Genomic DNA, 24,849 nt, shown 5'->3' with positions numbered 1-24,849 from the left:
ACCGGATCGCGCCGCTTTTCGCGGCGGCGACGAAGCTATCAACAAGGGTGTAGGCAGCCGCCGGCTGGCTCGCAAGGATCAGCCACTAGTGCGTAATAAAATAACAAAGACCGAATGATCGCGGTCAGTTCAGCATGATTGCGGCGGGAGACAAGCAACCGCACCTCGCAATGGCGCGAATCAGAGCGTCTCGACTCAGCGGCCCGTGATTCGGGCGATTTCCTTGGCGACCATGTCCTCGACCATCTGCGGCAAGCGCGCGTCCAGCCATTCCTTCAGCATCGGCTTCAGCATCGAACGCACCAGCCCATCCAGCGTATTGTCTTCGCCTTCCCTGGGCGTAACGAGCATGGATGACAGGGCGGACAGGGAATGCCGGGCCGCAACTTCGCTTTCGACGGACAGGATGGACGCATCTTCCTGCTCGGCAGCAGGCCGGGACGCGCGGGACGTTCGATGAGCAGGCATGGGTTCCTCCACAGCAACCTCGTCGGTCAGTTCCAGCACTTCGTCACCAGCTGGTTCGGACAGGGCCTCCGGCACGGAAACAGGCCGGACCTTCTGCGCGGCTTCTCCGCGTGCTCGGCGTGGCAGGGTCTGCACCGCTTCCTCGCCCTCTTCAGCGATGATCCGCTTGATGGACGAGAGGATGTCCTCCATCGAGGGTTCCTTGCTCATGTCGCCCATGGTTAACCCCTATTCCTGTCCCCGTTAACGCCATACCACCAAGGAACGCTCCTGAGGTTAAAATTGCGTTAAGGCTGTGCCAAACCGGGGTCCACATTGGCGTTTTGCGCCGGGGAGTCAACGGTCCGCGTCGATTGAACCTTTGGCGCTGGGTCGAAATCCCAATCGAACCATTTGCCCTTCACCCGGTCATAATTAACCATCGGGTCATAAAGCGTACCGGTTTCGAGGTTCAGGTCATCCGCCTCGGCATGGCCCATGGCCGCCAACAGGCTGAAGCCGGCGACATAGGCGTTGCGGCGCGCCGTCACCAGTTGAACCTTGGCGTTCACCGCTTCCTGCTCGGCATTCAAGATGTCCAATATGGTGCGGCTGCCGACGGAATTTTCCGCTCTCACGCCTTCCAGCGACAGGTTCGCCGCGTCCACCGCCTTCTGGTTGGACTGGATGCTCTCCAGCGACGCCTGCCAGCTTGCATAAGCCGAACGGGCCTGCGCGATCACGCCGCGCTCGACCTCGATCACCTGCTCCATAGCCTGCGATTCGAGCGCCTGGCGCTGCCGCACCTGCGCGGCCGGACGTCCGCCCTGGTAGAGTGGAATGCTGAGTTGCACGCCTGCCGAGGCCTGCTTGTTGACCTGCGACCCGTCGGCGCTGTTCATGGCGCTCAGCGTATCAAGATAATTGGTGTAACCCGCCTGGGTGAAGGCGGAGAGCGTGGGCGATACCGCTGCCTTGGCCACATTGACATCGTAAGCCGTCGCTTCCCGATTCTTGGCGGCGGCCAGGATATCCGGATTGTCCTTCAGTGCGACCTGTACCGCGGCATCAGGGGACGCCGGCAGTCCCGGAAGCGCTGGCGGCGGCTGAAGATCGTCCGGCGCCTCGCCGACTAGCGCGATATAATTTTCCCGGCTGGTGATCAGGTTCGCCTCGGCCGTCTGGAGGCTGGAGCGGGCCAGCGCCAATCGCGATTCGGACTGCGCGACATCCGTTCGGGTCACGTCCCCCACTTCGAAACGGTCGCCTGTCGCCTGGAGATTGACCTCCAGCGCCCTCACATTGGCCTGGTTGAGCGCGACCACGGCACTGTCGCGGATCACGTCCATATAGGCGGCAACCACGCGGGAAAAGACACTCGCCTCCGTCCCGCGAAGATCTGCCTGCCCTGCTGCCACGCGGGTCTTCGCCGCCTTCACGCCGTTACGCACGGCGCCGCCGGAATAAAGCGGTACGGTCAACTGGGCATTCGCATCCACCGTCCGCTGCGGCGAAGTGAAGCTGATCGTCGGCTTGAGAATGCTTTCCGTATAGGTCCCGGTCGCTCCAAGCGAGGGTCGCCCCGCCGCCTTCTGGATAGGCACGCCCTCATCGGTCGCCTGTTGCCCGGCACGCGCGCCGGTAAGCGTCGGGTTGGAGCGATAGGCCTTGGCCAGAGCCCCCTGCAGGGTCTCCGCATGAACCGTCCCGGCCATGGCAGAGGACACCGACAGCAACAGGATGAGGGCATTACGCCCCGAAAGCCAAGATCTTGCTGTCATGTCCCCCCATAGCCCCTTTCAGAACACAAATCGTTCCGGTGCGGCAAAGCCCGGAAGTACAACCATTTCCATGTCGGCGAGGCGGGAAAGACCCAGCACCCCCGACACCACCCGACCGCTGCACAGGCGGGTCACGCCACGCTCGACAATGCCTGTCACCACCCGCGCGCCATCGGCAAGCTGCTGAACGAGCACGGCGGGCACTTCCTCCACCGCACCGTCGACGAACAGCACATCATAGGGCGCGCCAACGGCAGAACCAGCATTCAGAGGGCCGCGAACCACGGTTACGCCATCGACCGCGATGTCCGGTCCGCCCTCTTCCTCGACCGCGGTGACCTGCGCACCCAGCGTCGCCAGCAGTGCCGCGCTGTAGCCTGTGGCGGCGCCGATCAACAGCACCCTGTCACCCTTGGCGATCTGCGCTTCCTTCAGCAGACGGCCCGTGACCAGCGGCGGATTGAGCGCGCGACCGCCCGCAAGCGGGACCGGCCGATCGACATAAGCCATGGCCCGCCGCTCAGCCGGCACGAATTCCTCCCGCGCCACATGCGCCATCGCCGCAATCACGCGCTGATCATCCACATCGCTGGTGCGAAGCTGGCTTTCGACCATGGCGGCCCGCATCGATGAAAAATTCTGCTCCGTCACGACAATTCCTCGACTGGGATAGCTTTTAGGAAAGCTGTATTAGGAAAGCAATACAGCAAAGATATAAATCGGACCTCTAAATCAGCCAACGAGCCACGCCAAGCGGCTTTACGTGCTCCAACACCAGAATCTTGCGCTACGATATCACAGCGCTGCTTGACTTTGCATCAAAAGCCGCACATTTGCGGCCACCCACGCCGAGGCCCGATGGCGGAGTGGTGACGCAGCGGACTGCAAATCCCACGTGACTCGCGCAAGTGCGTCAAAGTTCGCACATTTCATGAAATGTTCTCCGTACGCTTTTCTGCGGGTCTCCGGGCATGCTGCGAACTTTTTGGACCCCGGATCACCTCTGAGAACCCTTGACCGACTCGCATTTTGTTCTTCATACGTTCACGTATAGGAGGACATCATGGAACGCATTGATGACGTGCGCGACGCTGTCGCGTGTGCGCTGGAGGCGCGCGGGCTGAGCAATCGACAGTTCATTTCGGAGATCAGGGAAGGGAAGCGCGACGATGGCCCCTTCATGCTGGGCGCGCTCGCATGGGCGCGGCGCGAGGCTCGCCCGCCAGCCGAGTGATGGCCCGCTACAAGGACGGCCTGAAAGTCGCCACATGCCTCTTCGAAGCGGCGGCTTGGCACTACTGCGTGAAGGCCATCTGCACGTGCGGCCATGCGGCGGTCTTCGATCCGCATGGCCTTTGGTATCACTTCCATCGCCGTGGCCTAGACGACCGCATGGGCTGCGTGCGGGAGAAGCTATGGTGTCGAGAATGCGGCCGCCGCTATGGGAAGCGTGTCCGGCCCGTCACGCTGGAACTGGTCCGCGAACTTCCGTCGATCACCCTCCCCCTACCCGATGAACGGGAGTGGAAAAGGATCGTCAACAGCTTCCGGGGATAACCAGCGGCCTAACAAGATCAGCCCAAGCCGACCAACCTGAGAATCGTCTTTGCCAGCTTCCCCGCAGTGGTCGACTTGAAGTCGTTGAACACGCTCTGGACCAGAGCACGGCCGATGTCCTCGACCTCATCGATCGCCGCGCTGAAGCCGCCGTCGGTGAGGAATTCGATCACCAGCGGCAGCGTGTTCGCCAGTACCGCCTCGAACTTTTCCGTACCGGTCATGGCCTTTGAAGACATCGCATCGATGTCGCTGGCCACCGCCGCGCCTATTTTCGTCTGCTTGAGCGCGAGCACTGCCTTTGCGGTTTCCGTCGGCACGATGGCCATGGCGACCGCCGCGGCGGCCTTCAGCTCATTAAGCTTCGATTTCGAGATGATGCGAATTCCGAACATGGCAATGCTCCTGCTGAGGTAGGGGAAATGAGGGAATGCAGCGCTATGGCTGCTCCGCCGCCTTCTTGATGGCGTCGACGGTGTCTTCGCCCAGGCTCTCGACCGTGTTGCCGCCGATCTTCAACTTGAAGGTGCGGCGGCCGAGGATGGCGGACAGGCCGGTCAGCACGATGCCGATCAGCACCAGGCAGCCATAGCCGAAATAGGCGGCGGGCCATGGGCTGGTCGACTTTTCCGCCATGAAGGTCAGCGCTACCCACGCGATGATCGTGCAGGCCACGCCGCCGGCGCCGAGGAACACGATGCCGATCAGGCGGCGCCAGTCGCTCGCGGTCCATGCGGACGTGTCGGGGAGGACGGTCATCAATCCCCCTCCTCATGGGCCGAAAAGATCAGGCCCAGCGCGTTTCGTGGCCCCTTGTGACGGTCATTGGCATGCGTCCGCGGCTGAAACTGGAAATCGATGGGAAGCCCGGTCAGCTTCGACAGCCGCTCCGAAATGGCCACGGTCATGATGACCCACCGCGCATCAAATTCCCAATGGCTCTTCGCATGCGGGAAGAGCGCAGCGAAAGCATCATCGTCCATGATCATGCGCACATCGACATCGCGCCAGTCAGGCCGCTCTAATGCCGAGCCGACTAGATAGCAGGAGCCAGGGAAAGCGCGGTTCAAAAGCTGACATTCCGCTTCGAGAGCGAAACAGGCCGGCGCGCCCACATATACGGCCTTCTTGCGCGGTTCACTCATGCCGCCCACCGTTTCGCATAGGCTGCGGCGATCTTCTCGGCATAGCGGTTGAGGGCGGATGCGGTCCCATTATAGCCGTCCGCAAAGGGCTTGCACGTTGCCGGGTCGGCGCTGATGGCCTGCAAGGCCCGCTTCAGACCCCGCCCGGCGACGAACGCGATGAAGGCATCGAGCTGGTCGCCTTCGGTCCGCGATTGGCGCCAGGCGAAGGACCATGCGTCAGGCGCGCCGCAGACGTCGAAATTCTCCCCCAGGATCTGGAACGCGCCATAGCTGGCGGACATGAAGCCGGCGTCCACGTCCAGCGCCACGGCATCCAGCAACTGCCGCCATCGCCCGTCCTGCGAACCAGGATAGAGCTTGCGGTTCCATGTTCGCGACGAAAGGCGCGGATGGCTGGCGTCATAGCGATGGTCGGTCGACCGACTGAAACGGTGCGGTTCAAACAGAATCGCCGGGCGTCCGTCGATAAAGGCGTCGCCGGCCGCCTCCACGTCGTAGACCGCCCAGACCTTCGCCGGCTCCACCGCAAGGTCTTTCGCCGCCATCGCAATGTCGCCGGCGTTGATCGCATAGTCCGGACCATCGGTCAGGCATGTCAGCAACGCGGCCTTGCTCTTGTCCTCGAATGCCCCGTCGATCGCGCCATGATAATAGCCGAGCGTCGCCAGCCGCCGCTGAAGCGCAGCCTGATCCATGACTTTCTCCCATGAAAAAAAGGCGCCCGAAAGCGCCCCGTTTGTCGATGATGCGCCGCTCGCTATCGGCCGCTGCCCCTGGCGACGTCGAGTTGACCAAGGGTTTCCACCATATCCTCCGGCACGGCCAGATTGAGCGGGAAGGCTTCCGACAGGATGCGCTGCGCCTGGAGCAGCGCCTTGGACTGCGGATCGCGCTGGAGCAGTTCGGCGGCGACCAGGTGGAACGCCAGCCGCCATTTGTCGACAACCCGCGTCAATTCGCCCACCTGATGCTCAAAGCTCGCCATCCGATCCTCGATCTTCCTGTCGAGCGCATCCTCTCGCGATTTCAATTCGTCGTGCCAGGCCTGCATCTTGGCGGCGCGGGTTTGTTCCCTCGTGTCCCGCCAGTTGATGATCCAGGCGAAGGCCTTGCCGACGGCGTAGAGAATGGCGAGTGCTCCCGCGACCTGTCCGCCGGCCTCGCCCAATGATGTTCCTGCCCCCGGATCAGGCATCGGCCATTTCCTTCATGTCCACTAGCGCCCCCGCTGTTGTGTTTGGTGTCAAATAGTTTGGTCGCGTCCACTTCTGGCACGACGCCGCGATGCTGAAATGTTTGATGCGCCCCGTCGTGCACGCTAAATTGCGGTGATGAGGGGGCGATAAATGCCAAAGGGATTCTCAAGTTATCTTGACGGCTTTCGTTTCATCGCCGCCGTCATCGTGCTGGTCTATCATGCGATGAGGCCGGAAATGGGCTATTCCGGCGTTGGCATTCCTTACGGCCCCGACGCAGTCATGGCCTTCTTCGTGCTTTCTGGTTTCGTCATTGCCTTTGTGGCCGGAACAAAGGAAGCATCGCCTGCGGACTTCATTTCGTCGAGACTATCCAGACTTTGGACCGTCCTGCTACCGGCTGTGTTCATCGTACCAATTATCGATTTCATCGGCATGACGGCGACATCAGCGCCCTATTCCTTCTCCAGTGTGCCGATGGGGTTCAGCCATCCTTTATTTAGGATGCTTCTGTCAGCGACATTCACCGGCGAGGCTTGGTTTTGGTCGTATTCGCTGTTGAGTGACGGGCCGATCTGGTCGCTTCATTTTGAGTTTTTCTATTACCTGCTCTTTACAATCTATTTGTTTTCCGCTGGTTATTGGCGCTGGACGTTCATCGGGATAACCGTCCTGCTGTTCGGACCGAAGATGCTTCTCGTCATGCCGGTATGGATCGGCGGTGTCCTACTTTACAGGCTTCGGCACTTTTTACCCCACTCTCTATGGCTTGGCGCAGCGCTGATGGTTGTTGGCGCCGATGCGATCATCGTTGGGCATTGGATCGGACTGGACCGGTTCTGGCCTGATTTTCTGCACTCTTCACCATTGGGACGAAGTATTGCTCTGAAGCTCAAGTTCGCGGCGAACTTCCCATGGATGAACTATGTCGGCATCTGCGTCGTCGTTCATCTGGCTGGCGCCTACATGGTGTTCGGTCAAGCGCAGGCCGTTCCCTCGATCTTGCGGCGTGCGCTCCGAGGGTTGGCAAACGGGAGCTTTGCGATCTACCTATTCCATTACCCGCTGCAATTCATGATCGCGGCACGGCTCTGGTACATGCAGTCGGATGTGGACCGGCTGCTTCTGGTCATCAGCGGATCGCTCTGCATCTCGTTTCTAATCGGCCTTTGGGTTGAACGGCTAAGGCGTCCACTCACCCTTTCCATTAATTCGGTTTTAAGGTGGATCAGTGCGCGCGTTCCTCGCCTATTCACGCCTCATCGTAAGGCGAACACCTTCCCGAATGTGGGCAGCATCATTTTGCCACGCCATACACCCTAATCGTCCCTGACGAGATGTTCCCACTGGAAAATAGAAAACGGAAAGCATTAACAGCGGTCGTCGACAAATATCTACCAGAGAACAGTCCACTTTCAATATTAGCTGCATTGATGAGCGTGATGCTTCCAGAAACAATCTTGTGCAAACTTGTACTAGATGGACTAAAAAAACGTGCACTTCCCGAAATTCCATAGGTAGCTGTATTATCAACTGCGTTATTATTTATTCTAATTTCATTGGAACCACTGTCCGTTCCGTCTGATCCGGACCCGAATCTGTTCGTGATCCATCTAGTGTAGCCATAGTTGGCTCCGGAATCATAGGATGCCCCTCCATCTGTAGACAACCTCATGTAAAGGGTGACTGCATTGTTGGCAGGCACTAAGTTCACCAATTCGATCAGATATTCGTCATAAGTTCCACTGATCGATGCTGTAAAATCAAGGGAAGCGGAACTCGACGCGGCATGCTGTTCAAGCAGAACAAGGCCACCACTCGCCGCCGCCCATGAAGGATTCGCGCCAACACCTCCGGTCGTAAGCACCTGCCCAGAGGTGCCAGGCGAAAGTGCCGACCATGAGGAAGCCCCGCGATATAGTATCTGTCCCTGCGTCCCACCAATCGCCTGATCGATGAGAGCACTCAGCGTCGAAGCTGTCGGGACAGCCGACGACCCCGTCGCGTTGCCGACGACATAGCCCGCGCTGATGCTTGAAAGGCTGATCGTACCGCTGCCGGTGATCGTGCCGCCAGTGACCAGGCCGGACGTCGCAATGCTGGTGACCGTGCCCCCGCCAGAACCCGAAGGAGCATGACATCCGATCGTATGGGTCGTCGTGTCGTAATAAAGCGCGTCGTTCGATCCCGAGCAGCTTGGCAGCGTCGCGGCTGAGGGAACAGCCGAGGATCCCGACAGGTTCGCGAGAATGCTGTCCGCCGCGATGGCTGATAGCCCGATCGAACTGCAGCCGATCGCGTGCGTGCTGGTGTCGTAGGTCAGGGCATAGCCGGACGTCGAGCAGCTTGGGAGCGCCTGCGACGTCGGGACCGCCGATGAACCGGTGAAGTTGCCGACGATGTTGTCGGCCGCGATAGCCGCCTGGCCGGTCGCATAGGGGCCGACCGTCGCCCCGCTGATCCGACAATAAAGCCCGGCCGTGGTCGTCCAGCAATCGCCATTGGACGGCGACACGGGAGCGGTGCCGTGCGGCAGGTTGATGCTGCTGTTCGCGGTCGTCGGCGCGCTGAGCTGGAGCGCGGTCGCGCTGGGCAGCTTCCTGATCTGCCCGGACTGGATGACCAGCGGCGCTTCGGCGGCGAAGGTCGGGGCCGCGAGCGCGAACGCCAGCAGCAGGGAAAGGAACCACTTCATCGGTTACACCTCGATCATGGGTTGCGGGTTGAAGAGCAGCGTCGTTGCGGAGAGGGCTATGCCGACCTCCTGCACGCCATTGCCGAAACTGGACGGCGGCGTGGAGGTGAGCGCACCGCCGGTCGTGTCGAGATAATAGACCGTGCCGGGCGTCAGACCGGAAAGGCCGGTGATGATCTGCCCGGCGAAATAGATCGCACCGCTGGCACCACTCGAAATGGCCGACAGGGTGAAGGCATTGGCGGGCTTGCTGCTGTCCGTCGCGTTCGCCTTGCGGATGCGCGCGGCGCCGGCGCTGGTGTAGAGGTTGAGCGCATGGCCGGCGGTCAGCGCCTCGCTGGCCTGGATCGTCGCGGAAGGCGCACCCAGAACGGCGGAGGCCGTCCATGCGCTGCCGTCATACGTGATCTCCAGATTTTCATCGCGGACATAGAGCTTCATGCCCTCGACCGCGACTGTCATGAACTGCCACCCATTGGAGGCATTGGCGCCGATCGCCACCGCCAGTTTGCCCGCCTCGCCCGACCAGTCCCCGGTGGGCGATGTCGCAATCAGGTAGCACGCCCCGTCCGCGCAGCTTCCCGGCGGCGCCGTCAGGTCTCGATCCTCGATCAGGAACCGGCAGGCGCCCGCGTCAAGCAGGCGCGCCATCAGGTTGACCACGTCCCACGGCGTGGCCTGCGGCCCCGCCCACATGGCGGCGCCGGTGCGTGGCAAGTTCATGCTGCTTTCCCTTTTAGATTGCCGCCAACGTCTTAGTTTCAGGGACGGCCGACCAGGTGATTCCGGTCCATGTCTTCTGCGTCACCCATGTCACGCCGTCATCGTCGAGATAGTCGAGCGTGAAGTCGCGCGGGCTGCGGCCCGTGGTGGACAGGTTCGTGATCGCGATCTCCTCGACCTTCACCGGATCCGGGAAGACGAAGCCCGCATAGGCCGGCAGGGACGTGGCGTTACCCCAATGGTCGCCGGGGTTGAACGCGCCCCAGGGCGTGCCCGACGTACCGACGGCGCGTCCCGTGCTGTCGCCATTGCCGTCGCTGGGGATCGGGTGCGCCTGATCCGCGCCGCCGGCCGTTGCCCGGAATTCCAACTGCTCGATATAGGTGACACTGTCGCCATTGTTCGCGGTGACGTTGAGCCGCCATGCCCGCGCATAGCCACTGGCATAGGCCGGTTGCGGAAAGGCCCGTGCATCGCCGAAGAGCGGCGCGTCCCAGGTGAAGGCGAAGGCATCGGTCCAGCTCGATCCATCGTCGGAATATTGCAGCTTGCAGTCGCGGGGCAGCCGCCCGATTCCGCCGATATTGCCGGAGAAGAGCTGGACCTCGACGATCTCGACCGGGTCTGCAAACTGATATTGCGCCCATTGGTTTGTGGTACCGGAAGCCACCCATCCGGTTGCCGGATCACCGTCGAAAGCCCCGGCCGCGGAACCACCGCCACCCGCATTCGAGACAGATGGCGTTCCGCCAGTGGCCAGATTCGGGCCGCCCTGCACGCCGCGCAATTCGATGTCGCTCAGTCCGGTCACACTGCCGTCGCCCCAATTGTCGAGCGCCAGCAGCCGCCAATAGAGATGTTCCCCATAGCTGACCGTGTTGGCCGATATCGCCAGCGGAAAGCCGCGCAGGGAGAGCGCAGGCGACACCTGGTAGAGATTGACCGAAAGGCTGACCAGTTCCCGGTCGGTGTCCGCCACCTGCTGCGCCGCTGTGTAGGTCAGGGGCAGGCTGCTGCCGGTGAGCGTCCTGACCACGCCGCCGTTGAACAATATGTCGCAGGACCAGCTTTCCGCCGTCTCGCCCAGGGGAACGTCGGTCCCGTCGAGATTGGCGCCGCCGATCCGCGTGCGGCGGACCGCGTCGATCGACCAGTCGCCAGTGCCGCTATCCAGCGTCAGCGACCCATGGACGGGCGCATAGGGCTTTTGCGCGGCGGCGGTGAAGGCGAGCGACTGTGCCCAGGCAATCTCCTCCTCCCGCCCGACGCTCACCACCTTATACCAGTCGGTGTCGCCTATCTCCGACGCCCCCATAGTGCGGGACAGCACGGCGGCGTCCATCACCAGCAGGCTGTCGCCCGCGACATGGCCGTCGACATGCTGTTCCGTGCCACGCCGTCCGCGCAGGAAGCCCGAAAGTTCATATTGGCGGGGCGCCACCAGGGTCGCGGTGGCGAACTGCACATATTCCTGACCGATCAGCACCAGGTTCAACGTCGGGTCCAGCAACAGATCGTCCATCGTCACGCTGGTGAGCGTGCCCGTTCGCATGTCGATCGTGATGCTGTTGCCAAGATCGGGAAGCCAGGGCAGCGCATCGCCCAGAGCCGTCGTGCAGACGCCCCAATGGGCGATGGACTGCGAGGGGATTTCGGCCCAGCCCGCATCATATTCGTCCGCGGCACCCGTATCGCTGGCATAGACATAGGCCCCGCCCCAGAGCGAGTCGGCCGAGAAAGGCGCCGCCGCCAGCAGCAGGAAGGGCGTCGGACTGTCCAGCGAATCCACCGGCAACGGCACGTCCAGGATGAAGCCCCGCGACGGGCCCGCCACCTGAATGCGCTCCGGCTCGCGCGATTCCATTTCCGCCCCCGGCGCGGTGCCCCGGTCCGCCAAAGTGGGATTGTCGCGCACCCAGCGCGTTTCAGTCACCCGGTCCGCGCCCATGCGGCTTGTGACGCAACGCGCGATTCGCGTCAGGTCGTCCAGCTCGATCGTGTAGACGCTGCCTGGCGTCACCTTCAGGAACCGGTCCGACAGCGAGAATTCGTAGCTTTCCTTCTCCGCATGCTGGCGGCGCATGAACCGGTCGACCAGATGGCGCGCGGTATCGGCATCGATCGACATATTCCGCATGTCGAGCTGGGTGATCCGCTTCGTGCGGACCGCATCGGCCGCGCGGGCCGATTCAGCCACATTCACCTGCTGATCGCGATTGACGTCGGCAAAGGCCATCGTGACCTGGAGCGGCAGATCCTCCGGCTGCGCCTGCGGGATGCGAAAGCGGCTGTCGCCCGACGGCACGATCTTGCCAGTTGGAATCAATCCTTCACTCGCACCGCCACGCGGACGGAAGCGCACCAGGAAATCCTCGGAGCCCGGATCGATGTCGAACGCCTCCAGCACCGGTGCCAGGATCGACTTCGCCGCGCCGGCGGAGAATTTGAACCCCTTGAGCACGTCCGTGCACAGCGAAGCGTCGTAATCCTGCGGTTCGACCGCGCACATGCTGCTGATCAGGTCGACGACCGACTCGACTGTCAGGTCGCCCGCGCCAACCCGGTCGAGATAGCGCAGCGTGAACAGGTCCGCATCGACCGGGGACGACAGGAGCGCGTTGAGCGTCCTGATATAGCTGACCGAACCGGTCACGCTGCCTTCCGCCTTCCAGTCGTACGGGTCGACCGTGCGGATCGTCGACAGATCCCTCAGCGACACTTCCGTCGTTCCCAACCAGATGTTCGACTGCATCGGGTTGTGATTGACCCAGTTGTTGCCTGCATATTGGTAGCCGAAGGCGCGATGATCGGTGACGGTCAGCGTCTCGTCATCGACCAGATACAGGTCGGTCCCCGCCCATTGGATGACGAAATTGCCGTCATGATGGACCGCATCGACCGAAACGGGGCTGGGCGTCGCGGGAACCGTGAATTCGGCATAGGAGGGCGCGCCAGATCGCACGCCGGTGTCGACGATCCGCTGCAGATACATGGTCGTGGGCACGACGAACGGGCCCCAATTGGTTCCGACCGCCCATATGTCGCCATAGCTGTCGACCAGATACTGAGTGACCTTCCAGCCGAAACTCAGCAGCAGCCAGCCCCCGAAGCCCTCCGATATCTTCATGTGATATTGCAGGTTCCAGAACGACCATGCGTAGGTCAGCAGATGATCGTTGCCCTTGCCGTCTGTCAGGACAATGCAACTGTCCTGGTACGAACCGCCCGTGTCCAGCCCGCCCTTGAATTCGCCCGTCGCCCCATCGAACACCTGGATGATGCCGCCGCCCTCATAATGGGCAAGCCCGCCCGCCTTCGCGGCATAGATGCGGCCTTCGCTGGAAATCCCCATCCGACCGCCACTGACCGGTTCGGAAAATGTGCCGCTGCTGAGGCGCGTGCGGGTGACGATGTCCCATAATTCATAGGTGCTCCCGCCCCACAGCGCATAGGTGCCGGACGAATCGAGCGTCAGGTTGAGCGGCTTGTTGAAGGCGTAATCGAAGCTTTCCCATGGATAGTTGGGCGCGGGGCTGCGGGTCGCCTCGATCGACGGCTGGGGCAGGCGGTTACCCCATTTTTCAAGGAAGATGTCCTTGAACACGACATAGGACTCGCCGCGATAGGCGGTGCAGCTCCCCTCGCCCAGCTTCGCGTCGATCGTCTGCGCCAGGCGGGGATCGGGTTCCTGATCCTCGCCGCCCACATAAATGGTCAGGAAGTCGCTGAGATTGAGGGACGTGATCGGGGTCACCGGCCCGACGCCGGTGACGTCATAGATCAGATGCTTGTCGAACCAGATGCGCGTGACGGCCTCGATCGGATGATCGGCAATATGGTTCGCCCATGTGCCGTAATTGCGATATTCGGTATATTTGCCGCTCTTGCTCTTGCGCTTGCGCTTCACCTCCCGAATGTCTTCCGCGAACAGGAAGCTGCAACTGTCGAGGCGGCATGTGCCCAGGAAATAATTCTTCGAATCGCCGGGATCGCCCAGGCTGACCGTGCGGTCGCTGAGGCGCGGCCCCTCGATCTTGCGCGAGGCCTGCAGGCCCATCTGCACCGCCGTCAGCGCAAGCGTCAGGCCGAACGAGACAGGATCAGCCATGCGCGGCCTCCGCATCCAGGATCGACGGGAAGGCCCAGGCCGAATCCAGTTCGCGCAGAGCCCGCCCCGGCGTCCAGGGGGATGACACGACCTGGCGCCGCCCCCCGCCCCAGCAATGGATCATGGATCCGCCGTCGACCAGCATCGCCAGATGCTGCGGCCTGCCCTTTACCTTCAGCAGCAGCACGTCCCCCGGCCGTGGCTGGGCAACGCGTCGCAGCTCGCTTTCTAGCCCGCGCCGGAGCAAGGCGATATCGACCCATTCGCCATAGACGGCCAGTCGCGCATGGAAACCAGCCGCCTCGGGCAGACCGCATTCGCGCGCGATTCCCACCACCAGCCCCTTGCAGTCGCAGCCCACGCCGCGAAGGCTGGCCTGCTCATGAAAGGGCGTGCCGATCCAGCGCCGCGCCTCCGCCATGATGTCAGCCCGCGTCGCCATCAGCCGGCGCCCCCCGGCATGCGCAGCGTCTGATCGCTGCCCCGCTGGTCCGGCTCTCCCCGGAAATTCCATGTGTTGCGCCAGCTATCGCGGCAATCGACCCTTGTGTTGAGACAGGGCCGGCGGATCACCAGCGTGTCACCGACCTCCGGCAGGGTCGACATGCTGGCGTACAGCTCGATCCGACGGCTCGCGGCAGTCCATTTGAAAATCTCGATCTCCAGATCATTCGCCAGCGCGCCGCTGGTGAAGGCCATCCGCCCATAGGCGAGTTCCTGGTCGACGGTCGCCATCGGCAGCGCCTCTACAGTGAAGACGAAGCCGCTGACGACGCTTTCCACCACCGCCTCGATCGTCGCGGCCTTGACGCACGTCCATGTCGCATCGCCGTCGCTGACCGTCGCCCCCAGCACCGTCGGCCAAGTCGGTTCGATGCCGCCGGTCGTCCCGGCGACGGAACAGGAATAATGATAGCCGTTGAACAGCGACGGCCGCACGAAGCTGCCTGCGCCGGCATCCCATGTCCCGCGCGCCGTCACCGCCGCGCCCGCGCTCCAGATGGCGGGCAGCAGCGGATATTTGCACCGCGCCGATCCGAAGGTCTCCGCGCAATAGGGCGACGTCACCCCACCGATTTCCTGATTGTAGCCGGCGGTATGACCCAGCCCCTCCAGCGAGAAGGACCGGCCGTTGACCTGGGGCTGGCCAAGCTTTCCGCCCAGCACCCGGATCGATCCCACGGCGAGGGAACGATGGTTGACCTGGAACAGGCGAAAGCGTGCCTTGCTCCATCGCCCGCCCAGGACATCCTCCGCCGTGAACAGCGGGCCGAGCGGGCCGGACGCCTGGAAATTGTCCGCGCCCAGGCCAGCGGACAGCGACACTTCCGACAGAGTCAGACCGCCCCCATAGTCGATCGCGCCGTCGCCCAGGTCGATCGTCAAGGGCTGGTCATGCGTGCTGAGGCCGACGCTGGCGCCGTGCGCCGCGTCGATGCGCAGGCACCAGGCGAGCGAACGGTGGAGCGATGCCAGATGCGGCTCCATCCCTGCCGGGATCGTGCGGCTCATGCGCGATCCTCCCGCAACGGCACGCTGCCGACGCTGCGGCTGTTGATCGTGTCCCAACTGATGCGCAGCAGATCGTCCTCGAACTTCACGGGAACGTCGAATTCGAACCCCGCCGTCAGCACGACGCCCAGCGCGGGCGCGGGCGCGAAGCTGACCACGCCGGTTCCGCGATCGACCGTCCACCCCGACATCAGGGCGACGCCGTCGGCAGCGATCAGCAGCGTGTCCTCGACCGGCCAGAGTATCGGCACGTCGAGCGGGCTGACCGGATCGTCATAGCGCTTGATAAGCTGGAAATCGGTTGCCGCGCCGTCCCCGACGCCCAAAGGCTGGTCCAGCATGGTCGGCGGGGAATTGCCGTCGTCGTTGCTGGTATAGTCAATCCAGTCCTTGAACAGGAAACCGCGTGAAGCGCCGCGCCGCGCCGCATGGAAGGCGCGAAGCAGCCCCATGTCCTGCGGCGACTTCACATTGTGGCTGATCTCATATTGGCGCAGCGGCACCGCCCAATTCTCATTGGTCTCGACGGCGCCGTCGTCCGTCGTCACGGCCTCCGTCGAAAAGCCGAAGCCGCCATTGGACCCCTTCGACCAGTTTTCAGGCAGGCGTACATCGTCGATCATGCAAGCCCCCTGCGGCGATAGTCATCCTGCTGCTCGGCCTGGCGCCGGGCGACCTCCGCCCCGGTCCGGCGGCGGTCCGGCGTGGCGGGCATGTTCCAGTTGTTGACGATGGTCGGCCCCCCGCCTCCGCCGCCGTCCTGCCGGCGCGGCGACCCGCCCCGCAGCAGCGTGCGGAAGGCGCGCGCCTGCGATCGGTCCAGCACTTCCTCGTCGAGCTGCAGCACGGCGGCGAATTCATCGTTGCGCAGCGTGCCATTATGCAGGCGCGGCAAGGCCCCCATGTCGAACGGCATGGCCCGCTGCTTGCCACCGGGACGCACCGTACCGCCATCGTGATAGATGCCGCCCAGCGTGCCGCCATAGACCGCGTCGGTGCCGGCACTGGTCACCGCCGTCCCGCCGATCGCGGGGCCGACGAGCCTGGAGCCGAGGCTGAGCACCGTGCCCAGGAAACCGCCGCCGCCCGACACCGATCCGCCCGTCGCCATGGCGATCAGGCTGTTGAAGGCGGAGCCGAGTTGCGCCGACTGGCTGCTGATCGCGTTCATGCCCTCGGCGGCCTTTGTCGCATCGGAGCCAAGGTCGGCCAGCGGATCGACGACGGGCGACCCGCCCGCCGCCGCCACCCGCATCAACGCATCCGCCGCCATGCTGGCCGCCGTGGTCAACCGCAGAAATTCCGGCTCCGCTTCAATGCCGAGCTGCTGCGGCAGACCGGGCAGGATATCGGTCTTCGCCTTGGCGACATTCTTCTGGACATCATTGCCGGTGAGACCGTCGATGACCTTGGCGATGGGCGCCTCGACATTCTGCGCCAGCAGTCGCTCCAGCGGCAGCCGAATCAATTCGCTCAATATGTCGCGGGCATTGCCGCCATTGAGGATGATGTCGCTCAGCGTGCGGCCGACATCCTGGCCGAACCCCTCCCACACCTTGTTCCCCATTTTGCCGAGATCGACATAGTCCTCGGCAAGCTGCTTCATGCGGCGGCTGAAGGTGAAGGCGCTGATGGCCCCCCCATCAAAAGCCGCCTGCACATTCGCGACTTCCTGCGCAATCTTTTCCAGCGGCGTGCGGGTTTCATCGAACATCTGGGTGGCGATGCGCTGGCGTTCGATGAACAGCTTCTGCGCCCGTTCCGCATCATATTCGGCGGCGGCATATTTCCGCACCGCTTCGGTCTGCTCATTGACGGTCGCGGTCGCGTCGGCGCGGGCCTGCGCTTCGTCGAGATGCCCCTTCGCCGCCAGCTTCTGCGCCGCCACTTCCTTGTCGACCAGTTCGATGGAAATCCGGCGCGCCGCCGCATCGATTGCCTGCTGGCGGACGACCGCTTCCAGCGCATCGTCCTCCAGCCCCAGCCGCGCCTGCGCTTCGTCCGCGCGCAGCTTGTAGCTGGCAATGACCTCATCATTCGACTGCTTGATGCGGTCGGCCGCCTGCCGGGCTTGCTCGGCTTCGCGGGCCTGCCGCTCCGCCTCCCGCTCTGCATCCGACTTGCCGCCACCGCCGCTCGTCCGCTTCGGCGAATCGGGCTTCGCCATCAGGGCGCGGGCCGCCGCGTCGGTCGCCAGGCCCTGTGCCTGCCGACCCATCGCCAGCATATTGTCGATCGGCGTTGCGAAGGGGGAGCGGGTTTCCTGCTCCTGCTGCTGCCCGCGCGCCCACCGATAGAAGTTGGCAACGCGCGTGCCGAAATTGGCGACGCGATCGGCGGTCCAGTCGATGGCGTTTGCGACGCCGTTGAACAGGCTGATCAACCCGCTGCTGACACCGGTGCTGTCTCCGATGCGGGTCAGCATCCGGTCCCATGCCTCGTCGACCGACTGTGCCGCTTCGTCGAGCCCGCCCGAACCGCTGGCTGCTCGTGCGAGGCCCTGAATATAAGTCTTCTGCGCTTCCGCCGTCTTGCCCGCCTCGGCAAGACGCATGACCGTGATCTGCAATTCGGGATTGGTGTCCGCGAGCGCGCTGCGCAACGCCTCGATATCGTTACGGGCCAGCGCGGTCAGCACGCTGCCCATCTTTTCCGCCCATTGGGTGATCGCCTCGGGATCGTCCCCCAGGTCACCCGCGACGCTGAGCGCCTCTTTCAGCGTTTCGCGCGCGAGGCCCGGTACCTTTGCCAACGTGGCGGCGGCCTGGAGCGCCGTTTTTTCGGTCGCGATGCTGGTCCGCGCCGCCTGATCGGCGAACTGCTCCAGTTCCTCCGTCGTGGCGGCCGACACATTGCCGGTCAGCTCCAGTTGCCGGTTGAAGGACTCCAGCGCCTTGTTGTGCTCATCGGATGCCTCCGCCACCTTGTAGGTGGCGACGCCCAACGCAATGACCGCGACGCCCGCCAGCCCTGCGGCACGACCCAGGGCAACCAGCCGGGCTTCCGCCGCCGCCGATTTCGTCGCGATATTCTCCAGCGCTTGCGCGCCCTGCGCATCGTCGATCGCGGCTTCGGCCTTGGACACGGCATCTGTGACATAGCTGCGCCGCTGCTGTCGGACCGCCGCCGCTGGCCCGCTGCTGGTCGGGAACAAGGCGCGCGCCTCGGCCTGGGCGGTGCGACGTCGCTGGCTGACCAGTGCAGCCGACTTTTCCGCGCTGGTGGCCTTGATGATCGCCTTCTCGGCGTCGATCGCCTCCTTCTCGATCTGACGGAACGCACTGCCGCCGGCATCGCCGACGCGCTTGAAGTCCCGCTCCGCGTCCGCGATGCCGACAATGCGCAGCGCCAGGTTAACGGCGCGAGAGGTCTGAACCATTTGAGGTCAATCCCTTCGGTTCTTCCGATCGCGAGCCGCCTGCATGTCGGCCCACGCCTTCAGCACGATCATGATGGCCGCGACGGTCCAGGCCGATTGCGCCAGCGCTCCGCCCTCTTCGGGCAGCACGCCGTCACGCCACAGCCGGGCAAGCCGCACGATCAGCGCGACTTCGTCATCGACCAGATATTCGGGATGCACATGAAGCCAGCGGATGCCCGCCGGCTCCTGCGCGATGAAGCTGTCGCCGCGCAGGGGACTGCGCGGGGTATATTCCTCGCCGCCGTCATAGGCCGCCGGGTCGAAAGCCCAGGCGGCGGCGATGATCAGTTTTTTCTTATGGTCTCGTCCGGCGCGAGCAGGCCGAGAGCGAAGGTGCCGAGCGGCAGCCGATGTTGCGGAGGGATGCTCTGATAGCCATCCTCGATCATCAGCCCGTCCGCGTCGCGCGGGAAGACCTTGCCGCCGATCTCGACCAGCAGCAGCCGGACCGCATCGATCCGGCTGATCTCCTCCCAATAGTCGGCATCGGCCTTCAGCTCCGCCCAATCCTGGCAATGGCGGTCGAGATTGGCCTCGATCGCCAGCACGTCGGGATAGAGGCTGGCAATCTCCTCCCGGCGCTCCTGCTGCTGTTGCGCGAACAGCTTGGCCCGCGCCTCCAGGTCCGGCTCGTCGATCTTATCCTCGTCGAGCGGCACCATCAGTTCATACCAGCGCTCGATGATCTCGGCCTGGCGCGCTCCCTCCGCCGGATCGCCAGCCGCTTCGCCGATGCGCCGGGCGCCAGCCGCGCCGATGGCGCTATATTCGAGCAGCGTGGGACGCCGCACGCGGGCCATGCGCAGCCGACGGCGCATCGCGGGAAGGTCGTAAAGATCGGGGCGGCGGAACACGAAGTCCACGCCGCCCAGCGTCTTCAATGGGCGATGATCCATCACAGTCGTCATGCGCCCCTCACCAGAACAGCAGATAGACCCAGCTGTCGGGACCGACAGCTTCGAAGGGCAGGCCGTCGGCGGCGATGCCGTCCAGATCCTCTTCCTCATTGCCGGTATAGGAGATGGCCGGGATGAAGATGGAAATGCGGTTGCCGTCGACCTCGCCCCAATTGAGCCAGAGCGGCTTGGTCGTGCCGGCGACCATGTCGGCCCAGGCATTGCGTTCCGACAGCGTCTTCATCTGCGGGTTGATCCGGCCCGTTGCCCGGCGATCGGTCACCCGCGCGGGATCATAGCCATAGGTCGCGCCGGGGCAGTCGGCCTGCGTCAGCACATTGCCCCAATCGAGCGTGAAGTTGCGGAAGCAGACCCGCGTGCCGTCGAGAAAGGCGTCGGCGTCGCGCAGCGGGCGCGGCCGCGTCGCGTCGAACACGCCCGCCGCCGGATTCGCCACGTCCTCGGGATCGCTGAGCACACCGCGCAGCGTGAAGGTGAACTTGCCAGTCTGCCGGGTCTGGATGGCAAAGGCGATGTTCGCAGCGCCGCCCAGAAGCTTCTTGAGGATCGCGTTCCCGGTGCCGCTATTCTTCTGATAGACATAGCTGGTGATCGTCTTGAGCGCGGCCGAAGCCGGAATGTAGAGGTTCCCGGCCTTCACCGAATAAGTGGTGGTGGCGTCCGGCTCGACATCCCAATTGGGATAGACCGCCGCGACCTTGGTCGTGGTGTTGTAGGCGGTGATAACGCGGGTCTGGCCGGGTCCGATGCCCCCGGTCGTCACGATCACGAAGCCTTTGAGATCGGTCGACGGCGCGCCAGCGGCCAGCGTGATGCTGGCAGCCGCACCTGCCTGCGCGGTGCCGGTGCTGGCCGCCGCCAGCGTGGTGAGGCCCAGCGCGCCGGCCTTGAGGTAAGGGTCCATTTCCGGCGCGGTGCCCGGCGTGCCGGAACCCTTGGCGAAAACACGCTGGCTATGCTCGACATAGCCGCCGCCGACGATCGACTGCATGGAATCGAGGGAGCCGGTCACCTCATTGGTGCGCTCCAGCTCCATGTTCGGCGCGACACGCGGCTCTTCGCAGAGTATGGCGTCGGTCGCGGGCACTGGCGACGCATCGGTGCCGGCGGTGGTTTCCACCTTCGCCAGCACCAGGCGGTTCTTGATCAGGAAATCACCCATCGGTCACTGTCCTTTTGTATCGGTTGAAATTAGGCCCGTGCGTTAGCGAGTAGGGCGCGTCGGCGGCCACGCATGTGACGGGCGGGGTGGAGGAGCCAGCGGTGTACTCGGTTGAGCAGAGGCATGACCCAAGCCGCCGGCATCCACGTCAGGCGCGATAGGAGCGGGTGGATCGCTGAGGTCCCCGGAAGTCGGCGCCAGCGGTACCACTTCCCGGTCGACGACGGTCGCCAGCGCAGCACCGCGGGCCTGCGCATCGACATTCACCGCCTCGCCATCATCCCCGATCACATGCGTGTCGCCGCTGCGCGGGGTGAAGCTCATTCCCTTCTTTTCGCCCATGACTGCCTCCTTCTGATTCACGGCCCGACCTGCGAGGCGTCGCCCTCGCGCGCCAGGAACCGTGCTGAAAAATCCATGACCATCCCGCCAACGACGCGGGCGCCTTTCTCCGCGCGTCCGTAGACCGGGTCACTTCCCCCGCGCGCCTCGATCATTTCGACCAGTCCGCCGAGCTGGATGTCATTCCGGTCAAGCAGCGCATCCATCACCGCCACGAATCCGGCGTCGATCAGCGCTTCCTTGGCTACGCCTTCCGATTCCTTCTCGCGGATGATGAGGCCGATGGAGAATTCCACCTCGTCTTCCTGCACGCCGCCCGACAGGCCGCGCGGGTCGAGCAGGCCGCCGTCGAACATGACGAGGGCGTTCAACTGGTCGTCGCCCAGCGGGTCGCTGGGGTTGCGGACCGCCGTCGTCCATTCGAGCGCGACCCTGACGGCCTCGACCTTGGCGAACACCGCCTGCAACACCTGCTCGCGAACACTGCTCATGCTGCCGGTCCTGTCGTGCCCCTCTGCCCCAGCAGGGAGAGGAAGTTGTTTTCCAGCTCCGGCCCGGCGGCGGCGAGGATGGTATCGATCCCGCGCAGCGAGGCCGGAAAGCGCAGCTCGTCGACCAGCGTCGCCAGCAACACCACCTTGCCGCCGCGCTTCGCGCCGGCACTGTTCTTGAAGGCCCGCATCAGGAACGACTTGCCCGGTTCCTTCTTCGACTTGCGGATGAATATCCGGCTGTCGCCGAAATTGCCGACCTGCCCCATCAGCGATCCCGGCGCCTTGCGGTTCGGAATCTTCAGCTTGCCGCCGTCGCTGGCTTCCAGGACGCCGCCCTGAATATGCAGCACCAGAAAGTCGATGAAGCTGCCCGGCCCCTTGCCGCGTCCCCATTTCGAATAGACGAGGCCGGTATATTGGCCCTGCGTCGAGAGGTCGTTGTAGAATTTCGACTGCGCCGCTGCGTTGGACACCCGACGGTGATTGTTGCCGTGCATCTCCGACCCGCCGAAATGCTGGTCGATGAAGCTGCGGATCTTGGTCTTCACACTGTTGGTGGTGTGCTCCACCGCGTCGACCGCCGCGCCCTTGATACTGATGGCATCCTGTTCGAGGATGGCGCGACCTTCCTGGTCCGCCGCCTCCCCGGCGATCTCGATCCCGAAGCCGCGCCCGAAACCGCGTTCATAGCTGGTCAGCTTCCTGCCGGGGACGAAGACCATGGCTCAGTCCACCAGCACCAGGTCGGCGGCCCACATGAAGCCGGTGTCATCCAGCTTCGGCTCGCCGATGACCTCCAGCGTCTCCGCGCCGGGCAGGGCGTCGCCATCCTCATCGACGGGCACGACAAGGCGCGCACCGCGCACAACCGCCTCCACCTCGTCAGCGTTGATCCATGCGGACCGCTCCGCACCAGAGGCCGAAGCCTCGCCGACCGCCATCCGGTTCTGGCCCTGCCCGCGATCATAGATGATCGTGCAGACAGAGCCGGAACCGCCCGCCGGCGTGAACAGCGCCAGCTCCGCAAACTCGCTGGTGGAGAAGAAGCTGGCGCGGTCCGCCGCCGATTCGACGGGCATGGATCAGCCCGCCTTGCCGGACTTCACCAGCGCGATCAGGCCGGTCTTGTCGGTACCGGGCTCGATCGCCACCTTGCGCATCAGCAGCACCGACTCCAGTTCCGCCGCGGACAGCAGATCGAGGTCGCTGTCGTCGCGATCCGCCGCAAGCGCGTCCCTTTCCTCGATCGCGCCGGACAGCTTGAGCGCTTCGATGTCAGCGGCCTTCAGCCCCAGCTTCTTGATCACTGCGCTGGTCAGATGGTCGCCGCGCTTGGCGACGTGACGCTCGACTGCGCCTTCCTTGTCCTTGGGCGGCACGCCGCCGCGCAGCTCGCGCGCCGCGACGAGAATGGTCTTCGTGGCCATGCAGGCCTCCTATGATGAGAAAAAGGGCGGCGGCGTGCAGGCCACCGCCCAGGGTACGCAGGGAGAGGAGTCGCCTGCGATCAGCGGACCTGGACAAAGCAGGTCGCGTTGATGCGGCCCGGCACAGGAATGGGAGCCGAGGCGCTTTCCAGCAGCTCCGCCCCCGTATCCATGTCGATCCAGTTTTTCGAGAAATAGGCGCCCTTCTCGAAATTGTTGAGCGCGTCCTGGACGAGACCATAGGCCATGGTGCCCTGCACGCCGCCCTGGCTGATCAGCGCGACGCTGTACTGCGGCAACAGCTTGGAGATGCTGCCGTTATCAGCCTCATAGGTGTCGTTGTAGACATAGAACTCGATATTGCCGTCGCGACCCTTGAACACCGGGGAACCGGGAAGCTGGACGGTCAGGCCCAGCTCATAGGCGACGCTGGTCTGGCCGAGCGTCTTGTCGAGCGCCTTCTGCGCCTTGGGATCCGCGATGTAGAGTTTCCATGCATCCTTGTCCATGATGACCAGGTTGACGGCGGCGCCGCTTTCCTCGCCCACCTCGTCGACCCAACCGTCGACATCGTCATAGGGCGACACGCCGGTTTCGCCCCAACGATCGGTCGTCAGCAACTGCTTGGTCAGCGCGGCGGCGCGCTGGAAATTGACGGTTACCGCAGGATACTTATTGCCGACCAGCACCAGCGATCCCGTCCGGATGATGCTCGCCGCCATCCATTCGCAGCGACGGTCGATCTTCGTGCGGTGACCGGTCAGAAGGTTGAGCACGATAAGGTCGCGGCGTTCCGCAGCACTCAGTTCGCCCCACGGCCTTTCACCCGCCAGGCGCTTCATCACCTGATTGGCGGGGACCGGATTGCGCGGCTTCACATAGGCCGGGACGATGGATTCCTTCTGAAAACCGCGCGGCTGCTGGACCTCGCCAGGCGAATAGGGCGACACCAGCGGCGCCATGCGCAGGTCGTCCAGCACGCGGTCGAACGACACCTGTTCGGTATCGAATTCCATCATGCCGGGGAAAACCGCCTTCACCAGGAAATTGCCGGGGATGAACAGGGAGTCCACCATGGGCAGCAGTTCTTCGGTGCCGTAAAGATGATCGGCCATGACACTACCTTTCTTGAAAAACGAAACCCCGGCGCCTTGCGGAACCGGGGTGCGACCCATGGGGCCTGTTGACGGGGAAGGACGGCGTCAGCCGTCGATGATGATGCCCTTTTCGCGCAGACCGGCGCGAATGCTGGCGATGGTGTGGCCAGTGCCAAGGGTGAGCGCCGTACTGGCGAAATTGCCGGTCTCATAGGCAATCGCCTCGACGTCGCCGTCGGTGGCGTCGACATCGTAGGACAGGATCAGGTCAGGCACTTCCGACCCATCCACCGCGGCGGCCAGCGACAATTTATATTTGCCGGATCCCGTCGCATAATCGACGACCACGGGAATGAGGTCGCCTGCCACGAAGTCGGTCGCGCCATCGGCCAGGGTGAAATTGATCGAGCCATTATAGGCCTGGCCGATCACACCGGTCCCGTCGACGGTGCCGTCGGGTTTGGTCACCTCATAGGTGCCGCCATTGGCTGCCGGTTCGATAATGACGACCTGGTAAGTGCCTTCCTGCGCGCCGGCGTCGGACGTGACCGTTCCGATCGAACCGTTGCCGGGGGTTCCCGCCGGAGTTGCTGAAACCGCCGCGCCCGGAGTCACCGTGACCGCGCCGAGCAGGATGGCGCCGATCACCGCACCAGCAACAAGATTCTGGCCCGAGAGGATCGTCACCTTGCGCGTAGTGTACTTGCCGGACGCCAGCAGATGCTTGGGGTTGTACGGGTCTTCCTGGGTGTAGCCCGCCTGTTCGTAAGCCATGGAAAAATCCTTTCTTCACGAAAGCGGGCGACCCCGATGGAGCCGCCC

At 63.7% G+C, this 24,849-nt stretch carries 28 protein-coding genes; 3 read left to right on the top strand and 25 right to left on the bottom strand.

Annotated features, from left to right (window positions below; genetic code table 11):
* Positions 1–195: 195 nt before the first annotated feature.
* The 3 genes from MRBLMC3_RS14815 to MRBLMC3_RS14805 all read right to left on the bottom strand — a co-directional run bounded on the left by MRBLMC3_RS14815 (position 196) and on the right by MRBLMC3_RS14805 (position 2,879).
* Positions 196–687, bottom strand: a complete 492-nt coding sequence (locus MRBLMC3_RS14815) for a DUF2497 domain-containing protein (RefSeq protein WP_363755942.1) — start codon at positions 685–687, stop codon at positions 196–198.
* A gap of 68 nt (positions 688–755) precedes the next feature.
* On the bottom strand, positions 756–2,228 hold the full coding sequence (locus MRBLMC3_RS14810) for a TolC family outer membrane protein (RefSeq protein WP_363830022.1): 1,473 nt from the start codon (positions 2,226–2,228) through the stop codon (positions 756–758).
* A gap of 18 nt (positions 2,229–2,246) precedes the next feature.
* Positions 2,247–2,879, bottom strand: coding sequence for a protein-L-isoaspartate O-methyltransferase family protein (locus tag MRBLMC3_RS14805; protein ID WP_363830019.1), 633 nt, complete (start codon positions 2,877–2,879; stop codon positions 2,247–2,249).
* Between the two features lie 412 nt (positions 2,880–3,291).
* On the opposite strand from MRBLMC3_RS14805, the gene MRBLMC3_RS14800 reads away from it, so the two are divergent.
* Together MRBLMC3_RS14800 and MRBLMC3_RS14795 are read left to right on the top strand one after the other, a co-directional pair.
* Positions 3,292–3,462 (top strand): hypothetical protein, encoded by a 171-nt coding sequence (locus tag MRBLMC3_RS14800; protein ID WP_363830017.1) that lies wholly within the window; start codon positions 3,292–3,294, stop codon positions 3,460–3,462.
* The gene (locus MRBLMC3_RS14795) at positions 3,462–3,785 is read left to right on the top strand and encodes a hypothetical protein (RefSeq protein WP_363830014.1); all 324 of its coding nucleotides are present in this window, start codon (positions 3,462–3,464) and stop codon (positions 3,783–3,785) included. Before MRBLMC3_RS14800 ends, MRBLMC3_RS14795 begins: the two co-directional genes overlap by 1 nt.
* Before the next feature lie 17 nt (positions 3,786–3,802).
* On the opposite strand, the gene MRBLMC3_RS14790 is transcribed toward MRBLMC3_RS14795, so the two are convergent.
* From MRBLMC3_RS14790 to MRBLMC3_RS14770, 5 genes are all read right to left on the bottom strand, one after another.
* Positions 3,803–4,180 carry a hypothetical protein gene (locus tag MRBLMC3_RS14790; RefSeq protein WP_363830012.1) on the bottom strand — a complete coding sequence of 126 codons (378 nt, stop codon included), beginning with the start codon at positions 4,178–4,180 and terminating at the stop codon, positions 3,803–3,805.
* Between the two features lie 43 nt (positions 4,181–4,223).
* A complete protein-coding gene (locus MRBLMC3_RS14785; protein ID WP_363830010.1) occupies positions 4,224–4,544 on the bottom strand; it encodes a hypothetical protein in 321 nt (106 codons plus the stop codon).
* Entirely contained in the window at positions 4,544–4,930 is a 387-nt protein-coding gene (locus MRBLMC3_RS14780) for a hypothetical protein (protein WP_363830008.1), read from the bottom strand. The genes MRBLMC3_RS14785 and MRBLMC3_RS14780 overlap by 1 nt, the downstream gene beginning before the upstream one ends.
* The gene (locus MRBLMC3_RS14775; RefSeq protein WP_363830005.1) at positions 4,927–5,628 is read right to left on the bottom strand and encodes an N-acetylmuramidase domain-containing protein; all 702 of its coding nucleotides are present in this window, start codon (positions 5,626–5,628) and stop codon (positions 4,927–4,929) included. The genes MRBLMC3_RS14780 and MRBLMC3_RS14775 overlap by 4 nt, the downstream gene beginning before the upstream one ends.
* Before the next feature lie 62 nt (positions 5,629–5,690).
* Positions 5,691–6,128, bottom strand: coding sequence for a hypothetical protein (locus MRBLMC3_RS14770; RefSeq protein WP_363830003.1), 438 nt, complete (start codon positions 6,126–6,128; stop codon positions 5,691–5,693).
* Positions 6,129–6,279: 151 nt separating this feature from the next.
* Between MRBLMC3_RS14770 and MRBLMC3_RS14765 the strand changes: the two genes are divergently transcribed.
* On the top strand, positions 6,280–7,452 hold the full coding sequence (locus MRBLMC3_RS14765) for an acyltransferase family protein (protein ID WP_363830000.1): 1,173 nt from the start codon (positions 6,280–6,282) through the stop codon (positions 7,450–7,452).
* Here MRBLMC3_RS14765 and MRBLMC3_RS14760 read toward each other — a convergent pair.
* The 17 genes from MRBLMC3_RS14760 to MRBLMC3_RS14680 all read right to left on the bottom strand — a co-directional run bounded on the left by MRBLMC3_RS14760 (position 7,427) and on the right by MRBLMC3_RS14680 (position 24,801).
* Positions 7,427–8,824 (bottom strand): hypothetical protein, encoded by a 1,398-nt coding sequence (locus MRBLMC3_RS14760; protein ID WP_363829997.1) that lies wholly within the window; start codon positions 8,822–8,824, stop codon positions 7,427–7,429. The genes MRBLMC3_RS14765 and MRBLMC3_RS14760 overlap by 26 nt on opposite strands.
* 3 nt (positions 8,825–8,827) lie before the next feature.
* Positions 8,828–9,547, bottom strand: a complete 720-nt coding sequence (locus MRBLMC3_RS14755; protein ID WP_363829995.1) for a DUF2793 domain-containing protein — start codon at positions 9,545–9,547, stop codon at positions 8,828–8,830.
* 13 nt (positions 9,548–9,560) lie between these two features.
* Positions 9,561–13,655, bottom strand: a complete 4,095-nt coding sequence (locus MRBLMC3_RS14750; RefSeq protein ID WP_363829992.1) for a phage tail baseplate protein — start codon at positions 13,653–13,655, stop codon at positions 9,561–9,563.
* Positions 13,648–14,097 carry an NlpC/P60 family protein gene (locus MRBLMC3_RS14745; RefSeq protein ID WP_363829990.1) on the bottom strand — a complete coding sequence of 150 codons (450 nt, stop codon included), beginning with the start codon at positions 14,095–14,097 and terminating at the stop codon, positions 13,648–13,650. Before MRBLMC3_RS14745 ends, MRBLMC3_RS14750 begins: the two co-directional genes overlap by 8 nt.
* Positions 14,097–15,167 (bottom strand): baseplate hub protein, encoded by a 1,071-nt coding sequence (locus MRBLMC3_RS14740; RefSeq protein WP_363829988.1) that lies wholly within the window; start codon positions 15,165–15,167, stop codon positions 14,097–14,099. Before MRBLMC3_RS14740 ends, MRBLMC3_RS14745 begins: the two co-directional genes overlap by 1 nt.
* A complete protein-coding gene (locus MRBLMC3_RS14735; RefSeq protein WP_363829985.1) occupies positions 15,164–15,790 on the bottom strand; it encodes a DUF2460 domain-containing protein in 627 nt (208 codons plus the stop codon). Before MRBLMC3_RS14735 ends, MRBLMC3_RS14740 begins: the two co-directional genes overlap by 4 nt.
* Positions 15,787–18,546, bottom strand: a complete 2,760-nt coding sequence (locus MRBLMC3_RS14730) for a hypothetical protein (protein WP_363829983.1) — start codon at positions 18,544–18,546, stop codon at positions 15,787–15,789. Before MRBLMC3_RS14730 ends, MRBLMC3_RS14735 begins: the two co-directional genes overlap by 4 nt.
* 6 nt (positions 18,547–18,552) lie before the next feature.
* A complete protein-coding gene (locus MRBLMC3_RS14725) occupies positions 18,553–18,747 on the bottom strand; it encodes a hypothetical protein (RefSeq protein ID WP_363829980.1) in 195 nt (64 codons plus the stop codon).
* Between the two features lie 125 nt (positions 18,748–18,872).
* Complete coding sequence (locus MRBLMC3_RS14720) at positions 18,873–19,496, bottom strand: hypothetical protein (protein ID WP_363829978.1); 624 nt, start codon at positions 19,494–19,496, stop codon at positions 18,873–18,875.
* A 7-nt stretch (positions 19,497–19,503) separates the two neighbouring features.
* The gene (locus MRBLMC3_RS14715) at positions 19,504–20,667 is read right to left on the bottom strand and encodes a hypothetical protein (protein ID WP_363829975.1); all 1,164 of its coding nucleotides are present in this window, start codon (positions 20,665–20,667) and stop codon (positions 19,504–19,506) included.
* 42 nt (positions 20,668–20,709) lie between these two features.
* Positions 20,710–21,009, bottom strand: a complete 300-nt coding sequence (locus tag MRBLMC3_RS14710) for a hypothetical protein (RefSeq protein WP_363829972.1) — start codon at positions 21,007–21,009, stop codon at positions 20,710–20,712.
* Between the two features lie 17 nt (positions 21,010–21,026).
* Complete coding sequence (locus MRBLMC3_RS14705) at positions 21,027–21,500, bottom strand: hypothetical protein (RefSeq protein WP_363829970.1); 474 nt, start codon at positions 21,498–21,500, stop codon at positions 21,027–21,029.
* The gene (locus tag MRBLMC3_RS14700; protein ID WP_363829968.1) at positions 21,497–22,225 is read right to left on the bottom strand and encodes a hypothetical protein; all 729 of its coding nucleotides are present in this window, start codon (positions 22,223–22,225) and stop codon (positions 21,497–21,499) included. Before MRBLMC3_RS14700 ends, MRBLMC3_RS14705 begins: the two co-directional genes overlap by 4 nt.
* A gap of 3 nt (positions 22,226–22,228) precedes the next feature.
* A complete protein-coding gene (locus tag MRBLMC3_RS14695) occupies positions 22,229–22,582 on the bottom strand; it encodes a head-tail joining protein (protein ID WP_363829965.1) in 354 nt (117 codons plus the stop codon).
* A 3-nt stretch (positions 22,583–22,585) separates the two neighbouring features.
* A complete protein-coding gene (locus MRBLMC3_RS14690; RefSeq protein ID WP_363829962.1) occupies positions 22,586–22,930 on the bottom strand; it encodes a hypothetical protein in 345 nt (114 codons plus the stop codon).
* A gap of 80 nt (positions 22,931–23,010) precedes the next feature.
* Positions 23,011–24,045 carry a major capsid protein gene (locus tag MRBLMC3_RS14685; protein ID WP_363829959.1) on the bottom strand — a complete coding sequence of 345 codons (1,035 nt, stop codon included), beginning with the start codon at positions 24,043–24,045 and terminating at the stop codon, positions 23,011–23,013.
* A gap of 87 nt (positions 24,046–24,132) precedes the next feature.
* Positions 24,133–24,801: a head decoration protein gene (locus MRBLMC3_RS14680; protein WP_363829957.1), complete on the bottom strand. Its 669-nt coding sequence runs from the start codon at positions 24,799–24,801 to the stop codon at positions 24,133–24,135.
* Positions 24,802–24,849: the final 48 nt, after the last annotated feature.

The organism is Sphingobium sp. LMC3-1-1.1 (assembly GCF_040676285.1).
GTDB lineage: Bacteria > Pseudomonadota > Alphaproteobacteria > Sphingomonadales > Sphingomonadaceae > Sphingobium.
Note: the sequence above shows the minus strand (reverse complement) of the source record. Positions and strands in the feature narration are given on the sequence as shown.

Coding starts and splice junctions, on each gene's coding strand:
- MRBLMC3_RS14815 (WP_363755942.1), bottom strand. CDS start 687: ATGGGCGACATGAGCAAGGAACCCTCGATGGAGGACATCCTCTCGTCC.
- MRBLMC3_RS14810 (WP_363830022.1), bottom strand. CDS start 2,228: ATGACAGCAAGATCTTGGCTTTCGGGGCGTAATGCCCTCATCCTGTTG.
- MRBLMC3_RS14800 (WP_363830017.1), top strand. CDS start 3,292: ATGGAACGCATTGATGACGTGCGCGACGCTGTCGCGTGTGCGCTGGAG.
- MRBLMC3_RS14795 (WP_363830014.1), top strand. CDS start 3,462: ATGGCCCGCTACAAGGACGGCCTGAAAGTCGCCACATGCCTCTTCGAA.
- MRBLMC3_RS14790 (WP_363830012.1), bottom strand. CDS start 4,180: ATGTTCGGAATTCGCATCATCTCGAAATCGAAGCTTAATGAGCTGAAG.
- MRBLMC3_RS14785 (WP_363830010.1), bottom strand. CDS start 4,544: ATGACCGTCCTCCCCGACACGTCCGCATGGACCGCGAGCGACTGGCGC.
- MRBLMC3_RS14780 (WP_363830008.1), bottom strand. CDS start 4,930: ATGAGTGAACCGCGCAAGAAGGCCGTATATGTGGGCGCGCCGGCCTGT.
- MRBLMC3_RS14775 (WP_363830005.1), bottom strand. CDS start 5,628: ATGGATCAGGCTGCGCTTCAGCGGCGGCTGGCGACGCTCGGCTATTAT.
- MRBLMC3_RS14770 (WP_363830003.1), bottom strand. CDS start 6,128: ATGCCTGATCCGGGGGCAGGAACATCATTGGGCGAGGCCGGCGGACAG.
- MRBLMC3_RS14765 (WP_363830000.1), top strand. CDS start 6,280: ATGCCAAAGGGATTCTCAAGTTATCTTGACGGCTTTCGTTTCATCGCC.
- MRBLMC3_RS14760 (WP_363829997.1), bottom strand. CDS start 8,824: ATGAAGTGGTTCCTTTCCCTGCTGCTGGCGTTCGCGCTCGCGGCCCCG.
- MRBLMC3_RS14755 (WP_363829995.1), bottom strand. CDS start 9,547: ATGAACTTGCCACGCACCGGCGCCGCCATGTGGGCGGGGCCGCAGGCC.
- MRBLMC3_RS14750 (WP_363829992.1), bottom strand. CDS start 13,655: ATGGCTGATCCTGTCTCGTTCGGCCTGACGCTTGCGCTGACGGCGGTG.
- MRBLMC3_RS14745 (WP_363829990.1), bottom strand. CDS start 14,097: ATGGCGACGCGGGCTGACATCATGGCGGAGGCGCGGCGCTGGATCGGC.
- MRBLMC3_RS14740 (WP_363829988.1), bottom strand. CDS start 15,167: ATGAGCCGCACGATCCCGGCAGGGATGGAGCCGCATCTGGCATCGCTC.
- MRBLMC3_RS14735 (WP_363829985.1), bottom strand. CDS start 15,790: ATGATCGACGATGTACGCCTGCCTGAAAACTGGTCGAAGGGGTCCAAT.
- MRBLMC3_RS14730 (WP_363829983.1), bottom strand. CDS start 18,546: ATGGTTCAGACCTCTCGCGCCGTTAACCTGGCGCTGCGCATTGTCGGC.
- MRBLMC3_RS14720 (WP_363829978.1), bottom strand. CDS start 19,496: ATGACGACTGTGATGGATCATCGCCCATTGAAGACGCTGGGCGGCGTG.
- MRBLMC3_RS14715 (WP_363829975.1), bottom strand. CDS start 20,667: ATGGGTGATTTCCTGATCAAGAACCGCCTGGTGCTGGCGAAGGTGGAA.
- MRBLMC3_RS14710 (WP_363829972.1), bottom strand. CDS start 21,009: ATGGGCGAAAAGAAGGGAATGAGCTTCACCCCGCGCAGCGGCGACACG.
- MRBLMC3_RS14705 (WP_363829970.1), bottom strand. CDS start 21,500: ATGAGCAGTGTTCGCGAGCAGGTGTTGCAGGCGGTGTTCGCCAAGGTC.
- MRBLMC3_RS14700 (WP_363829968.1), bottom strand. CDS start 22,225: ATGGTCTTCGTCCCCGGCAGGAAGCTGACCAGCTATGAACGCGGTTTC.
- MRBLMC3_RS14695 (WP_363829965.1), bottom strand. CDS start 22,582: ATGCCCGTCGAATCGGCGGCGGACCGCGCCAGCTTCTTCTCCACCAGC.
- MRBLMC3_RS14690 (WP_363829962.1), bottom strand. CDS start 22,930: ATGGCCACGAAGACCATTCTCGTCGCGGCGCGCGAGCTGCGCGGCGGC.
- MRBLMC3_RS14685 (WP_363829959.1), bottom strand. CDS start 24,045: ATGGCCGATCATCTTTACGGCACCGAAGAACTGCTGCCCATGGTGGAC.
- MRBLMC3_RS14680 (WP_363829957.1), bottom strand. CDS start 24,801: ATGGCTTACGAACAGGCGGGCTACACCCAGGAAGACCCGTACAACCCC.